Origin of the sequence: Klebsiella sp. 1SOBk10mer, from assembly GCF_046602535.1 — a bacterium.
Taxonomy (GTDB): domain Bacteria; phylum Pseudomonadota; class Gammaproteobacteria; order Enterobacterales; family Enterobacteriaceae; genus Klebsiella; species Klebsiella quasipneumoniae.
The window spans coordinates 219,294-233,780 of sequence record NZ_JBKIUP010000007.1; the positions used below are offsets into that span (position 1 = coordinate 219,294).

Here is a 14,487-nt window from a genome sequence, read left to right on the forward strand (position 1 = left end):
GCTATTAAGAATTTTTGTCAGAAATCATCTTAAATATCTATATAAAATCTTTCCCCTCACAGCAATATAAGCCACCAGGAAAATTTGAAACAAAATTCCAGCCAGCTTCATTTTTTATTTATTTCAGTAAGTTAAAGACATTGACTTCAACATGGCGATTCGAATTAAACCATTTTTACAGATTTATCTTAAAACGCAGCTCGTCATTTAACCATATTTATCCGCCGCGGTATCGGGTATAAATTATCCATTCAATTATCCACAGGAGATAGGTTTATTAGTTTGCAATAAGTCATTCACCCGCAGTGCCAGTCAGCTAAATGGGACCATCCTCATCCTTTAACTCACCGTCAAAGGACGGTCGTGTTGTGCAATGGATTCTTGATGAACATATGGCAAATAGAAATGGAAAGATCACCTTATTCAAATACGTTATTGTTTAATCGCAACACGAAACTCTCGCTATCAATCGGCGTGCTTTTGCTCTTCCCGACGCTGGTTCAGGGAGCGGACTCGCTCTATGACCAGCAGATCCTGCAAGCGCGTCAGGGCCAGTACGCCCCCTTTCTCTCATATCTTCAGCAGTACCAGCTACGGCATGCGTTAACCCCTTCTCAGGTAGCCGACTGGCTGCAGGTAGCCCTCTGGGCCGGCCAGGACGATGAGGTCGTGAAAATCTGGCGACGCTATCAGGTCTATATGCCGCTTCCCGCACGGGGCACCGCCGCCGCCGCGCAGGCTTTGCGCAACCAGAAACAGTGGCAAGCCTCGCTCCTCCTCTGGCAGCAGGCTCTCAGCCAGTCCCCTGACAGTGACGACTATCGTATCGGCTATATCAAGACGCTGGCCGATGCCCGCAAGGACGGCGAGGCGCTCAGCGAAGCGCGTCGCCTGGTGGCGGAGCAGGCGAGCGTGGCTCACCTGCAGACCCTCTCTTATGTCTACCTGCGGCTTGGCAAAAGCTGGGACCAGCTGCTGGTGGACACGCAGATCCTCGATCGCGAACCGCAGAACAAAGCCGCGCTGGCCAGCCTGATGGCGACCCTGACCCGCAACCGGATCGACTCACCCGCCTTCGGCCTCGCGAATAGCGTCGAACTGACGCCCGCGGAAAAGCGCAACCTGCAGCTGAACGCCGCCGCCGAGCTGGTGCGCCTTGCCGATACGCCTTCCCGTGAAGAAAATGCGCGTTACGCGCTGGCCCGCACGGCACTGGCGCAATACGACGCGATGATCGCCGCCTGGCGTCCCGATCCGCAGGCCGCCCCGGACATCACCCGGGCGCGCATTGACCGTCTGGGCGCGCTGTACGCCAACGCAGACTACGCGCAGATCATCCGCGAATACCAAAGCCTGCTCGCGCAGCAGCAGGTGGTTCCCGACTGGGCCATCGGCTGGGTCATCTCCTCTTATATCGCCCTCAAGCAGATTGAACCTGCGTTGACGCTCATTCATCAGCATCCCTCGTGGTTGACAAGCCAACAGAATGAAGAACATGAGCTTTTCTACGCCCTGCTGGACATCGCTCAGTACCCAGCGGCGCAACGGTATGTCGCCAGACTCACCCGGAATGCACCCTATATTCGTCATCTCTACGGCTCGCCGACGCCCCAGCCGAACGACGACTGGCTCACCGCGCAGACGCTTAACGTGCACTATCTTTCCGCCACCAACGCCCTGCCGCAGGCCGAAGCCCGCATGCAGCGCCTGGCGGCGACGGCCCCCGGCAACCAGGGGCTGCAGATCGACTATGCCGCCGTGCTGCAGGACAGAGGGCTGCCGCGGGCTGCCGAACGCCAGTTGAAAGCGGCGGAAGCCCTGGAGCCCGCCAGCCTGCAGCTGGAGCGCCAGCAGGCCTGGGTCGCTCTCGATCTGCAGGAGTGGCGGCAGATGGATCTGCTGACCGACGACGTTATCGCCCGCTCGCCACGGGATCTGAATACCCAACGCCTGGCCAAAGCCCGCGAAGTCCATCATTTCTCCGAGCTGCGCCTGAGCGTTGGCAAAGGGCTGCATTCCGACAACCCGGTGAGCGGTACCCACGACCTCAGTTTTGAGACGGCGATCTACAGCCCGCCGATAGCCGACAGCTGGCGGTTGTTTGGCGGCCACCGCTTTGCCAAAGGCAATTTTGAAGAGGGGACAGGCAGCCGTCGCCAGCTGTTCGCCGGTATTGAATGGCGCCCGCGCGACGCCTGGGGAGAACTTGAACTCTCCAGCGTCAATTTTCACGGCGAGAATAAGCCCGGCATCCGCCTTTCCGCCGCGCACGACGTCAACGATCGCTGGCAGCTGGGCGGCGAGCTGGAGCGGATTTCGCAGCAGACGCCGCTGCGCGCGTTACGCAACGGCGTCAGCGCCAACCGCGGCGAAGGCTGGCTGCGATGGTATCAAAACGAGCGCCGGGAGTACCGCGTCAGCGTGGCCGCCAGCCGCTTTACCGACCACAACCGTCGTCAGGAGTACACCCTCTCTGGTAAAGAGCGCCTCTGGCAGACGCCGTGGTTAACGCTGGATCTGCAGCCCGGTCTGGCGGCCAGCGCCAATAGCCGCACTGACACCGCGTATTACAGTCCGGCCCGCGACCTCGCGGCCACCGCAGCGCTGACCGTCGATCACACGCTTTACCAGCGGTATGACACCGTCTGGAGTCAGCAGCTGCTCGCCGGCGGCGGCAGCTACTGGCAAAAAAATCACGCCGCCGGCGCGATAACGACGCTGGGCTACGGCCAGCGTCTACGCTGGAACAACCTCGTCGACGCCGGGGTGATGCTGAACTGGGACAAACGCCCCTACGACGGTAAACGTGAAAACAACCTCGCCATCACTGTTGATGCAAACATACGGTTTTAAGGATGACCATGCTGAACACGACCCTGCGCAACGGCCTGATGCTTCTCGGCTGGCTGTGCCTTATCTTCAGCGTGCGTGCTGAGGAGGTCCCCTTCCTCGCCCCGCAGCAACGACCCCAGCTGGAGGCCAATAAACCCTGGCCGGCGGATCGCTTTCTGGTGCTGGCCTATCATGACGTCGAAGACGACGCCGCCGACCAGCGTTATCTTTCGGTGCGGACCAGCGCGCTTAATGAGCAGATCGCCTGGCTGCTGCATCACGGCTACCATGCCGTGAGCGTTCAGGACATTCTGGACGCCCATCATGGCCTTAAGTCGCTTCCGCCTAAGGCTTTTCTTCTCAGCTTCGACGATGGCTATAGCAGTTTTTATACCCGCGTCTGGCCGCTGCTTAAAGCCTGGAACGTTCCGGCGCTGTGGGCGCCGGTGGGCAGCTGGGTGGACACCCCCGCCAACCAGCCCGTTAATTTTGGTGGCCTGATGACGCCGCGCGATCGCTTCGCCACCTGGGAGATGGTGCGCGAGCTCAGCCGCTCGCCGCTGGTGGAGATCGGCGCGCACACCTGGGCCTCGCATTACGGCCTGCCGGCCAATCCGCAAGGCAGCCGCGAGCCCGCCGCCGCCAACCGAGGCTGGGATAAAACCACCGGCCGCTATGAAAGCGACGCGCAGTTTACCCGGCGAATGACCGATGACGTGCAGAAAGTAACGGCGAAAATCCACGACGTCGCCGGGAAAGCGCCGCGCGCCTGGGTGTGGCCCTACGGCGCCGCCAGCGGCAGCACTCTGGCCATCGCCAAACAGCAGGGGTATCAGCTGGCGTTTACGCTGAACGACGGCCTGGGCAACGTGAAGGATCTGGACAATATTCCGCGCATGCTGATCGCCGGTAACCCGTCGATCAAGGCCTTTGCCAACGCAGTGACGCAAATTCAGGAAGCCGATCCTGTTCGGGTGATGCATGTCGATCTGGACTATGTCTATGACCCCAATCCCGTCCAGCAGGCAAAGAATATCGATAAGCTGATACAGCGCGTCTATGACATGAAAATCAGCCACGTCTTTCTGCAGGCCTTCTCCGACCCGCAGGGCGACGGCACGGTCAAGTCGCTCTATTTCCCCAACCGCTGGCTGCCGATGCGCGCCGACCTGTTTAACTTCGTCTCCTGGCAGCTGCAGACCCGCGGCGGGGTGAAGGTTTATGCCTGGATGCCGGTGCTGGCCTTCGATCTCTCGTCCGATCTGCCGCGCGTTCAGCGCTGGGATCCGCAAACCGGGAAGGCGTTGCTTGCCCATCAGCCCTATGTTCGCCTGTCGCCCTGGGATCCGCGGGTTCGCCAGCAGATCACCGACATCTATGAGGATCTGGCCCGACACGCCAGCTTCAGCGGGATTCTGTTCCACGACGACGCCGTGCTGACCGATTTTGAAGACGTGAGCCCGGAGGCGGTCGCCGCCTGGCGGCAGAGTAGCCTGGCGCGCGATGCCGGCCCGGTGCCCCAGCGTCCGCAGGAGCGTGAAGCATGGATGCGTTTCAAAAGCCAAACCCTGACCCGCTTCACTCTGCAGCTGCGCCAGGCGGTGCAGGCCATCCGCGGCCCGCAGGTAAAAACGGCGCGTAATCTCTTCGCCCTGCCGATCCTGGAGCCGCAGAGCGAAGCCTGGTTTGCGCAAAATCTGGATGACTTCCTTGCCGCCTATGACTGGACGGTGCCCATGGCGATGCCGCTGATGGAGTCCGTGCCGATCGACGCCAGCCAGGCCTGGCTGACGCGGCTGGTGCAGACCGTTGCCCGCCACCCGGGCGCGCTGAAGAAAACCATCTTTGAGCTACAGGCCAGAGACTGGAGCCGACGCCAGCACAACGCCATTCCTGACCAACAGCTGGCGGACTGGATGCGTTTGCTGCGGCTAAACGGCGTCAAAAACTACGGCTACTACCCAGACGATTTCATTAACAATCAGCCTGATATCTCCCGTATCAGACCGCAATTCTCTTCCTGGTGGTACCCTGACCATGACTGATCGTATTATCGCATTGTGCATTTTATGCCTCGTATTCGGGCTACCGTTAGGCGTCGCAGCGGTATTTACCGGCGAGCTTATCCTCGACTTTGTCTTTTTCTGGCCGCTGTTTATGTCGGTGCTATGGATCACCGGGGGTCTGTACTTCTGGTTTCAGCTGGAGCGCCACTGGCCGTGGGGCGAGAATACCCCGCCGCCGACGCTGCCGGGCAATCCGCTGATCTCGATATTGATCCCCTGCTTTAACGAGGAGAAAAACGCCCGGGAGACCATCAGCGCGGCGCTGGCCCAGCGTTACGCCAATCTCGAAGTGATCGCGATTAACGACGGCTCTTCCGACAACACTGCCCAGGTGCTGCAGCAGCTGGCGCAGGAGGAGCCAAGGCTGCGGGTGATCCACCTGGCCGCCAATCAGGGAAAAGCGGTGGCGCTCAAAGCGGGCGCCGCCGCCGCCCGCGGCGATTTGCTGGTCTGCATCGATGGCGACGCCCTGCTGGACCGGGATACCGCGGCCTGGCTGGTCGCCCCGCTCATCCACTACCCGCACGTCGGGGCGGTCACCGGCAATCCGCGGATCCGCACCCGATCCACGCTGATCGGCCGCATTCAGGTCGGGGAGTTCTCGTCGATCATTGGGCTTATCAAGCGGACGCAGCGGATCTATGGCCGGGTCTTTACTGTCTCCGGCGTGATCGCCGCCTTCCGGCGCCAGGCCCTGGCGGACGTCGGCTACTGGAGCCCGGATATGATCACTGAAGATATTGATATCAGCTGGAAGCTTCAGCTCCGCCACTGGGACATCTTTTTCGAGCCGCGGGCGCTGTGCTGGATCCTGATGCCTGAGACCCTCAAAGGGTTATGGAAGCAGCGTCTGCGCTGGGCCCAGGGCGGGGCCGAAGTCTTTCTGGTCAACCTGCGCCGTCTGTTTCACTGGCAGCATCATCGGATGTGGCCGCTGTTTCTGGAGTATGCCTGCTCCACGCTGTGGGCCTTTGCCTACGCGGTCACCATCCTGCTGTTTATCCTCAGCCGCCTGATGCCATTGCCGGACAACCTGACCGTGCACAGTCTGTTTCCGCCTGAGTTCACCGGCATGCTGCTCGGCCTGATGTGCCTGCTGCAGTTCGTCGCCAGCCTGTATATCGAACGGCGCTATGAGAAAAAGGTGGCCAAATCCCTGTTCTGGGTGATCTGGTTCCCGATGGTTTACTGGATGATCGGCCTGCTGACCACGCTGGTCGCTTTTCCGAAGGTGATGTTGAAACGTCAACGTTCCCGCGCGCGCTGGGTGAGCCCGGACCGGGGAAAAGGAAGCCTGCGATGAATGAAAATACGCTCATCTTAACCGAACACCGCGTGCTGCCCCGGCTGGTGGACGCCGGCTTAACGCTGCTGGCCTGGCTCGGTTTTCTGTTCTTTCTTTACGCCAATTTGCTGATGCAGTTCATCGCGCCGCCCTCCCCGCGCTGGTCGTCGCTGATGGACTCCCTGAATACGGCGCTGGTGTATTTATTGCTTGCCGCGCTGAACGGCTGGCTGTTGATCCTCTGGTATCACTATAACCGACGCCGCGCCCACACCCGGCGTCACACCGCGGTGCTTACCCTGCGGGATGAGGAGCTGGCCAGCAGCTTTAACGTCGCCCCGCAGATCATCTCCGAGATGAGTCGCTATAATTTGCTGACCGTTTACCACGATCACATTGGCCAGATTATTGATTTAAAAAGCCACGCGCTGCCGCCGCCGAACGAGGAAAGGGATCATGAATGATAGCAGAGCCGCCCTCGGCGGCCCTGACCGGGTAACGACGCCGCCGATCAGCCGCCGGCTTTTTTAATCGCGGCTTCGAGCGAGGCTTTATCCGCCAGTCCCGGGAAGACGGTGATGCTGGCTTCCGTGGCGCCGGTGGTCGGCATCACGATCACGCCCGGCGTGCCGCTAAGACCAATCTCCTGCGCCAGGTCGTTAATGCTCTGCAGTACCGGTTCGACGTCGCTGGCCTTCTTCGCATCAAAGCCGGCTTTCTTCGCCTGCTGCTGGATATCCGCCGTCGTCAGCTTGCCTTCGTTATGTCCGGTGGCGTAGATCCCGTTATGGTAGGTCAGATAGGCATCCGCCCCTTTCTGCTGATAGATCTGCAGGCCGGTTTTCGCTGCTTCCAGCGAGCTTTCCCAGCGGCCGCCAAAGATAGGCCACTCTTTAAAAGCGAAGCGGGTCTGCGGATGCGCTTTAATCACCTGTTCCATCACCGGCGCCAGCCGGCTGCAGTAGACGCACTGGTAGTCAAAGAACTCAATCACCGTGACTTTGCCGTTGGCCGGGCCGTAAGTCGGGGTATTTTTATCCTGGGTCAGCAAGGCGGCATTCTTCAGCACCGCCTGGGTGGCCGCGCTGGCCTGTTGCTCAGCCTGAATTTGCTGCAGTTTCTGGCTTGCCTGCAGGAGAACTTCCGGGTGGGCGACCAGGTAATCGGCGGCGATTTTGCCGATTTGCGCCTCCTGTTCCGGGGTGAAGGTCGCCGGCGCATCAGCGGCAGAGGCCATCGCCGGCAGTAAAACAGCGCTCAGCAGGGCGACAGAGAGGTATTTCTTGTGGCCAGACATAGTGGGGATCCTTGCGATAAGTGAACGGCAGGTGTGTCTGTATGACAAAATATCACCCTTTTTCGCCGAAGCCTTGCCCGACGGCGCGTTGATTCGTAACTTTATTTTTCAGGCTCAGGTTCCACGCGCGTCGGCGCGGGCCGGCGCCAGCGGTCAACGCTCACCGGGCGGAGTCCCCTGCGCAGCGGCTTTTCGTGGTATTTATTTCAGGTGGTTTCTCTCAATATGTATGCGTTTCTTCAACAATGGGACATGGCAGTGATTATGCTGCAGATTGTCGCCATCGACTTACTGCTGGGCGGCGATAACGCCGTGGTGATCGCCATGGCCTGTCGCAAACTGCCGCCGCAAAAACGCACCAAAGCGATCGTCATCGGCACCGTAGGAGCCATCCTGGCGCGCATCCTGCTGCTGGCGATCGCCCTGTATCTCCTGTCGCTGCCGTGGCTGAAAATAGTCGGCGCGTTGCTCCTGCTGTGGATTGGCATCAAGCTGGTCAGTGATGAGGAGGACGAGAGCGAGGTTGCCAGCTCAGGCAGCCTGTGGCGCACCGCAATCACCATCACCGTAGCGGATGTGATCATGTCGCTGGATAACGTGCTGGCGGTGGCTGCCGCAGGCAAAGGACACATTGCGCTGGTCGCCCTCGGCGTGGCGATCAGCATCCCGGTTATCGTCGCCGGCAGCAAACTGGTGCTGGCCCTGCTCACCCGCTTTCCCGCGGTGGTGCTGCTGGGCGGGATGCTCATCGGCTGGATTGCCGGCTCAATGCTGGTCAGCGACCCTACCCTCCGCCAGCTGTTTCCCACTGCCGGCGAGGGCATGGCGCGCCTGGCCGGCGCCATCGGCGCGCTGCTGGTGCTGTTCGCAGGCTGGCGCCGTCGTCAGCGGCCGCAGGCGAAAGACTAGCCTTGCCCAAGACGCCGTTGACCCCGACGGCGTCAAGTTTCCGCCACTTTTCTTCCCCTTCAGGGCGCATTTGCCCTACGCTTTATACAGACGCCTGATCCAGGGAATATGTAACCACCGCACTGAGCATAGATGAGATAACAGCATGGAATTGAAGGATTATTATGCCATTCTCGGGGTGCAACCAACCGACGATCTGAAAACCATCAAGACCGCCTACCGCCGCCTGGCGCGCAAGTACCACCCCGACGTCAGTAAAGAAAACGATGCCGAAGCCAAATTTAAGGATCTCGCCGAAGCCTGGGAAGTCCTGAAAGATGAGCAACGGCGCGCGGAATACGATCAGCTCTGGCAGCATCGCAACGATCCCGGGTTCGGTCGCCAGCAGCAGACCCACGAGCAGAGCTACAGCCAGCAGGATTTCGACGACATCTTCTCCTCCATGTTTGGCCAGCAGGCGCATCAGCGTCGCCGCCAGCACGCGGCGCGCGGCCACGACCTGGAGATCGAGGTCGCAGTGTTCCTTGAAGAGACGCTGGCCGAGCAAACCCGCACCATCAGCTATAACCTGCCGGTGTATAACGTGTTCGGCATGATTGAAAGCGAAACGCCGAAGACGCTGAATGTGAAGATCCCCGCCGGGGTGGCCGATGGACAGCGCATCCGCCTGAAAGGCCAGGGGACGCCGGGCGAAAACGGCGGCCCGAACGGCGATCTGTGGCTGGTGATCCATATCGCCCCGCACCCGCTGTTCGATATCGTGGGACATAACCTGGAGATCGTCCTGCCGCTGGCGCCGTGGGAGGCCGCGCTGGGCGCCAAAGTCACGGTGCCCACCCTGAAAGAGAGCATTCTGCTGACGGTGCCGCCGGGTAGCCAGGCAGGGCAGCGCCTGCGCATCAAGGGCAAAGGGCTGGTGAGCAAAACCCACACCGGCGATTTGTTCGCCGTTATTAAAATTGTGATGCCACCAAAACCAGATGAAAAAGCGCGTGAGATCTGGCAACAGCTGGCCACCGCCGAAGCCAGCTTCGATCCGCGTAAGACATGGGGGAAAGCCTGATGGCTACAGTAACAGTGACGTTTACCATTACCGAATTGTGCCTGCGTACCGGGGTGTCGGAAGAGGAGCTGACGGAGATTGTCGGCTTAGGCATGATTGAACCGCACCAGCCGCAGGCGGACGCCTGGCTGTTCGACGACAGCGCGGTGACGATTGTCCATCGCGCGGTGCGCCTGCGTAACGAGCTGGAGCTGGACTGGCCGGGGATCGCGGTAGCGCTGACCCTGCTGGATGAGAACGCGCGGCTGACCCGCGAAAATCGCCTGCTGCAGCAGCGCCTGGCCCGCTTTCTCGCCCACGGATAGGGGCGACATCCCGGGTGGCGGCGTACCGTCTTACTGCCGGGTGGCGGCTACGCCTGACCCGGCCTACAAACTAAGCACAGCGCAAGCCGGGGAATTTCCCAGTCGCGGCGTTCCGCCTTACCCGGGCTACCGGACAGTGTAAACAGTAGCCCGGCTAAGCGCAGCGCAAGCCGGGGAGTTTCCCGGATAGCGCAAACCGCGAATAGCGCTTAGTCCGGCAGCGAACCGGCGAGGTTGCGCGCCGAAACGCTCTCGCTGACCGGCGCGGGCGGCTCCGGCGCCTTAGCCGAGGCGGCCGCTGGTGCGGCTGTCGGGGCGGAAGAGGCCGGCTGGATCTCAAGGAACGAGGCCAGCATCTTGCGCAGCGTTTCCGGTTTCGTGTCTTCCGCCAGCAGCGCCGCCAGCATCGACGGCAAGCGGCTATCGACTTCCCCTAACGCCAGCCCCGCCAGCAGCGCCGTGCGCGACATATCGCCGCGGTCGCCGCGGTGGTGGGCCTCAATTTTTGCGTCCGCGAAGCGCTCGCTGGCGCTGATATCCGGGCGCAGGTAAATCAGCACTTTTCTGCGATCCAGAGTCATAGACGCTCCTTAGCCAATAATTTTCAGACCACGCACCAGGGCGAACTGCGGCTCTTCAGCCACCACGAAACGGTCCTCACGCAGGCCCATACGTTCACGAATGGCATCGGCCACCAGCGGCGCACCGCCGCCAATCACGATGGCATGCGAGTAGCCTTTAAAGCTATCGATAGCCGTCAGGACGCGGGTGGTCAGACGTTCGATGCTGTTATTGATTACCTTCTTCACCTCAGAAACCGCATCCGGATCGTTAATGTTATCGGTTAGATACTCTTCGTCATGGCGATTGATAATGATCTGATCGACGTTATAGCTTGAGGTATCGGTGTTAGCCCGCGCCAGCGCCAGCTTAACGGCGTCGGTCACCAGCGATACGCCCAGCTTCGGATCGCCGTAAATGCGCGAAACCGAGGTCATCTGCCCGGCGACCATCGAGATATCGAGCGTGGTGCCGCCGAGGTCGATAATCAACACCGAATGGGAGGGCTTGAGTTCATCACACAGGCTAATGCCCGCCGGAATCGATTCCGGGCGCACGGTGACTTTGGTGATGTTGAAGACCACGCCTTTATTCAGCTTAACGTCGCGCAGCAAGCTCTTTTTCTTGCGCTCAATGTTGTCGAGGCGATATTGCGCATCCTCGTCATAAAATTCAGTCAGCGGCAGCGTCACGACGATTTCGACGTCCTGCGGCTCAAGACCGCTGGTCAGCAGCGCGTGATGGACAGCGATGGAGTTCAACGGGCTGTACTGCCAGTCAATATTATTGGTCGGGAGCGCATCGGGAGTGATCAGGTCGAATGAGTACTTTTCATCATCCACGGTGTAGTTAAAGGGCTTCCCGGAACCGAAGGTGGCAGACCAGCCGCGTTTAAAACTGTTGGGGCTGATATGGGTGAAAGTTTCGCCATCTTGCTCCCACAGCATTTTGATATTGGTTGAACCATCATCGATAAAAATGCGCATCGCATTGCTCCATCACTGAGACAAATAAGAGAAAAATGTAACACCCAACAAGCGTAGCAAGAGTTAAAAAGCAGCGCAAGAGCACGAAAAAGAGACAATTCTGAGTTTTATTTGAGAACAAATGGAGCTAACAGCAACTCCGTGCGCATAAAAAGAGACCATTTTGAGATAGATTAGAGAAATACGTTTTTCTCTTTTCGCCCGTTTTCTACGCTCATTTTTGTCCAAAAAGAGAGCATCCCTCCCCTCTTTCGTCAGCGGTTTTTGAACGCTTTTTACACCTGGTTGGGTACCACAATGGGCCGTTCCGGCTCAGCCACATTTTCCGGTACCCGGCGATATTTATCCAGCAGGTGAATCTGAATGCGACGCAGCATATCGCCGTTGAGCTTGTAATAGCGGAAATAGAGCAACAGCGTCAGGGCAAAAAAGAGCGTCGGCAGCGCAATCATAATCGCCTGCATCCCCAGCAGCGTCTGGGACGACTGGGCCACATTCGGCACGTAACCGATGATACCGAGCACGATAGCGATAAACCAGGCCGCGAACGCCGAGCCCGCTTTCACCACCAGCGTCTGCACCGAATAGGCGATACTTTCGCAGCGGATGTTCATCGTATATTCGCCGTAGTCGACGGTATCGGCCACCATAATAACCTGCAGCACCCAGAACAGCGCGGTACCGATATTCAACAGCACCCCAGCCAGCGAAATAAGCGCGATGTTATAGACCCCGCTCAGGGCCATCAGCAACAGCACGCCGCAGCCCAGCACCGGCATGATCGAGGCTCCCGCCCACAGAATACGTCGCGACAGCCCTTTCACCAGCCGCGGAAACAGCACTAAGGTCAGCAGGTTCGCCGCGCCGGCGTAGGACATGTAATACGGGAACATCTCTGCGCTGCCAATCACGTAGGTAAAGTAGTAAATCGCAAAGCCAGCGATAATATTCGCCGCCGTGTTATAAGCCAGCGCCATGCCCAACAGGCAGGCCAGCTGATCGTTTTTATAGATCAGCGCCACCATCTGGCGCAGTGAGAGATGGCTGGCATCCTCGCTCACGCCGCTATCCGAGGAGTAAACCTCGTGGACGTTGCGCAGCGTGACGAGGGTGGAAACCACGAAGAAGGCGATCAACACCAGGGTGAACATCTGGAAACCGAAACCGCGGTCGGCGCCGCCCACGGCGCTGACAAACGGCAGCGTGACGCCGGCAGTAACGAATCCCGCCAGGCTGGCGAAAAAGCGTGGATAGGGCACCAGCTGTTCACGTTCGCGCTTATCGAGGGTAATAGTCGGCACCAGCGACCAGAACGGCACATCCATGATGGTGTAGGTGAACCCCCACAGCAGGTAGGTTAGCCACACCCATGCCAGTAACGCCCCGCCGGAGAAGTGATGGGCGCTGAACAGCATATACAGCACCACCGAGTTGGTTATCGTGCCGATCAGGATCCACGGTTTGAATTTTCCCCATCGCGATCGCGTACAATTCACGATCCACCCCATGATCGGATCGGCTATCGCATCGAGGATCCGCGCCACCAGAAACAGGGTGCCGACCACCCCAACCGACAGTCCAACAATATCGGTGTAGTAATACATCAGGTACATGTAGACGATACCGATAGCGAAATCTTTACCAAAGGCACCAAATCCGTAGCTGAGCTTTGTTGTCATTGAAATACTCATAGGGTACAGGTCGCTGTCGCCAGCGCCTCCTTCAGTGTTTGATAGAGCATGCAGGGCGCCGCCGGGATCGTTGCCCCCGGCGGCATGAGAAGATTAACGATGCAGCCAGGCCGGCAGCCAGTCGCCGTGGCTGGCGATCAGATCGTCCACCAGCGCGTAGATCTCTTCGATCCCCAACACCGCGGCGGTGTGCGGATCCATCATCGTGGCGTAATAGACGTAATCGCGATTTTCGGTGAGGATCGCCTCCGTAAGCAGCGTCTGCACGTTGATATTGGTCTGCATCAGCGCCGCCAGATGCGCCGGCAGCGCGCCCACTTTGGTCGGCTGAATGCCGTTGGCGTCCACCAGGCAAGCCACTTCCACGCAGCAGCCCTGCGGCAGGTTGTCGATAAGGCCGTCATTGCGCACGTTGCCATACACCACGCTTGGCTCGCCGGTCCAGATGGCGTTCATGATGGTGCTGGCATACTCGCGGGATGGCTTCACCTCGATGCGCTCGCCGCGCTGATAGCTCTCCAGCTCCTGATGCCAGTTGGCCAGTTGCTCGACGCAGCGTTTCGGGTATTCATCCAGCGGCACTTTATAACGGGCGATGAGGTCCTCGCGGCCCGGCTTGATAAACCATGGCGTGTATTCGGCAAAATGCTCCGACGACTCGGTCACAAAGTAGCCGAGCTTTTTGAACATCTCATAGCGGACGATGTTTTCGCAGCGCGGGTTGCCGTGCAGGTTAGGCTTCGGCGCCCGCCCGTCGGCGTAGGCCTGCAGCAGGTCGGGATAAAGGTTGACATAGCTGCCGTCGGCGAGCTTTTTCTCCAGCGAGAGATAGAACGCCATATGGTTAATCCCGGCGCAGCGGTAGCGTAAATCCGCCGGGTTGAGGTCAAGATCGCGCGCCAGTTCTTCCGCCGTTCCCTGCACCGAGTGGCACAGGCCAACCTGTTTAATATGCGGGTAGCGGGCGTAGATGGCCCAGGTGTTCATCGCCATTGGGTTGACGTAGTTAAGCAGGGTGGCGTCCGGGCAGACCTCGGTCATGTCGTCGCAGATAGCCCATAGATGAGGTATGGTGCGCAGGGCGCGCATAATGCCCCCCGGACCCAGCGTATCGGCGATGGTCTGCTCCAGGCCATGGCGTTTACAGACCTCAAAATCAGTGACGGTACAGGGCTCATAGCCGCCAATCTGGAAGGCGACCACAACGAAATCAGCGCCCTGCAGGGCGGTTTTGCGATCGCGATGGCAGCTGATTTCGCCCTTCGCGCCGACGGAATCCATCAGCTTGCGCACCACGGTATGCGACTCTTCCAGCCGGGTGTCATCGATATCCATCAGCGCGACATGCGCCGATTTCAGCGCCGGGCGCTGGAAAACATCACCGAGAATATTTTTAACGAACACCGTCGAACCGGCGCCGATAAAGGTAATTTTTGGGGCGGTCATTACGCTCTCTCCATCTGGTCATTGAACCCTTGCAGAGTGGCACGCC

Annotated in this window: 12 protein-coding genes; 7 read left to right on the forward strand and 5 right to left on the reverse strand. The window is 59.3% G+C overall.

Features of this window, described 5'->3' with window-relative positions:
- The first annotated feature begins 405 nt into the window (after positions 1-405).
- Genes pgaA through pgaD form a run of 4 tightly spaced genes read left to right on the forward strand, consistent with a single transcriptional unit; the run spans position 406 to position 6,647 of the window.
- On the forward strand, positions 406-2,853 hold the full coding sequence (gene pgaA / locus ACLH1I_RS19185) for a poly-beta-1,6 N-acetyl-D-glucosamine export porin PgaA (RefSeq protein WP_198079885.1): 2,448 nt from the start codon (positions 406-408) through the stop codon (positions 2,851-2,853).
- Between the two features lie 8 nt (positions 2,854-2,861).
- Positions 2,862-4,877 carry a poly-beta-1,6-N-acetyl-D-glucosamine N-deacetylase PgaB gene (gene pgaB / locus ACLH1I_RS19190; protein WP_004206397.1) on the forward strand — a complete coding sequence of 672 codons (2,016 nt, stop codon included), beginning with the start codon at positions 2,862-2,864 and terminating at the stop codon, positions 4,875-4,877.
- Complete coding sequence (pgaC, locus tag ACLH1I_RS19195; protein ID WP_032456869.1) at positions 4,870-6,201, forward strand: poly-beta-1,6-N-acetyl-D-glucosamine synthase; 1,332 nt, start codon at positions 4,870-4,872, stop codon at positions 6,199-6,201. Before pgaB ends, pgaC begins: the two co-directional genes overlap by 8 nt.
- Positions 6,198-6,647, forward strand: coding sequence for a poly-beta-1,6-N-acetyl-D-glucosamine biosynthesis protein PgaD (gene pgaD, locus ACLH1I_RS19200; RefSeq protein ID WP_032456868.1), 450 nt, complete (start codon positions 6,198-6,200; stop codon positions 6,645-6,647). Before pgaC ends, pgaD begins: the two co-directional genes overlap by 4 nt.
- 47 nt (positions 6,648-6,694) lie before the next feature.
- Here the strand turns inward: pgaD and ACLH1I_RS19205 are convergent, their stop codons facing one another.
- Positions 6,695-7,480: a DsbA family protein gene (locus tag ACLH1I_RS19205; protein WP_004206394.1), complete on the reverse strand. Its 786-nt coding sequence runs from the start codon at positions 7,478-7,480 to the stop codon at positions 6,695-6,697.
- 225 nt (positions 7,481-7,705) lie between these two features.
- Here ACLH1I_RS19205 and ACLH1I_RS19210 point away from each other — a divergent pair, with 225 nt between their 5' ends.
- The 3 genes from ACLH1I_RS19210 (at position 7,706) to cbpM (ending at position 9,757) form a co-directional block, all read left to right on the forward strand.
- Positions 7,706-8,389 (forward strand): TerC family protein, encoded by a 684-nt coding sequence (locus tag ACLH1I_RS19210; protein ID WP_004206393.1) that lies wholly within the window; start codon positions 7,706-7,708, stop codon positions 8,387-8,389.
- A 145-nt stretch (positions 8,390-8,534) separates the two neighbouring features.
- A complete protein-coding gene (gene cbpA, locus ACLH1I_RS19215; RefSeq protein ID WP_023319528.1) occupies positions 8,535-9,452 on the forward strand; it encodes a curved DNA-binding protein in 918 nt (305 codons plus the stop codon).
- The gene (cbpM, locus tag ACLH1I_RS19220) at positions 9,452-9,757 is read left to right on the forward strand and encodes a chaperone modulator CbpM (protein ID WP_020481009.1); all 306 of its coding nucleotides are present in this window, start codon (positions 9,452-9,454) and stop codon (positions 9,755-9,757) included. The genes cbpA and cbpM overlap by 1 nt, the downstream gene beginning before the upstream one ends.
- 209 nt (positions 9,758-9,966) lie before the next feature.
- On the opposite strand, the gene ACLH1I_RS19225 is transcribed toward cbpM, so the two are convergent.
- From ACLH1I_RS19225 to ACLH1I_RS19240, 4 genes are all read right to left on the reverse strand, one after another.
- Complete coding sequence (locus ACLH1I_RS19225; RefSeq protein ID WP_004206390.1) at positions 9,967-10,338, reverse strand: plasmid partitioning/stability family protein; 372 nt, start codon at positions 10,336-10,338, stop codon at positions 9,967-9,969.
- A gap of 9 nt (positions 10,339-10,347) precedes the next feature.
- The gene (gene parM, locus ACLH1I_RS19230) at positions 10,348-11,304 is read right to left on the reverse strand and encodes a plasmid segregation protein ParM domain-containing protein (RefSeq protein ID WP_004146678.1); all 957 of its coding nucleotides are present in this window, start codon (positions 11,302-11,304) and stop codon (positions 10,348-10,350) included.
- A 275-nt stretch (positions 11,305-11,579) separates the two neighbouring features.
- Complete coding sequence (melB, locus tag ACLH1I_RS19235) at positions 11,580-12,995, reverse strand: melibiose:sodium transporter MelB (protein WP_032456864.1); 1,416 nt, start codon at positions 12,993-12,995, stop codon at positions 11,580-11,582.
- A gap of 93 nt (positions 12,996-13,088) precedes the next feature.
- The gene (locus ACLH1I_RS19240) at positions 13,089-14,441 is read right to left on the reverse strand and encodes an alpha-glucosidase/alpha-galactosidase (protein ID WP_032456863.1); all 1,353 of its coding nucleotides are present in this window, start codon (positions 14,439-14,441) and stop codon (positions 13,089-13,091) included.
- Positions 14,442-14,487 lie beyond the last annotated feature (46 nt).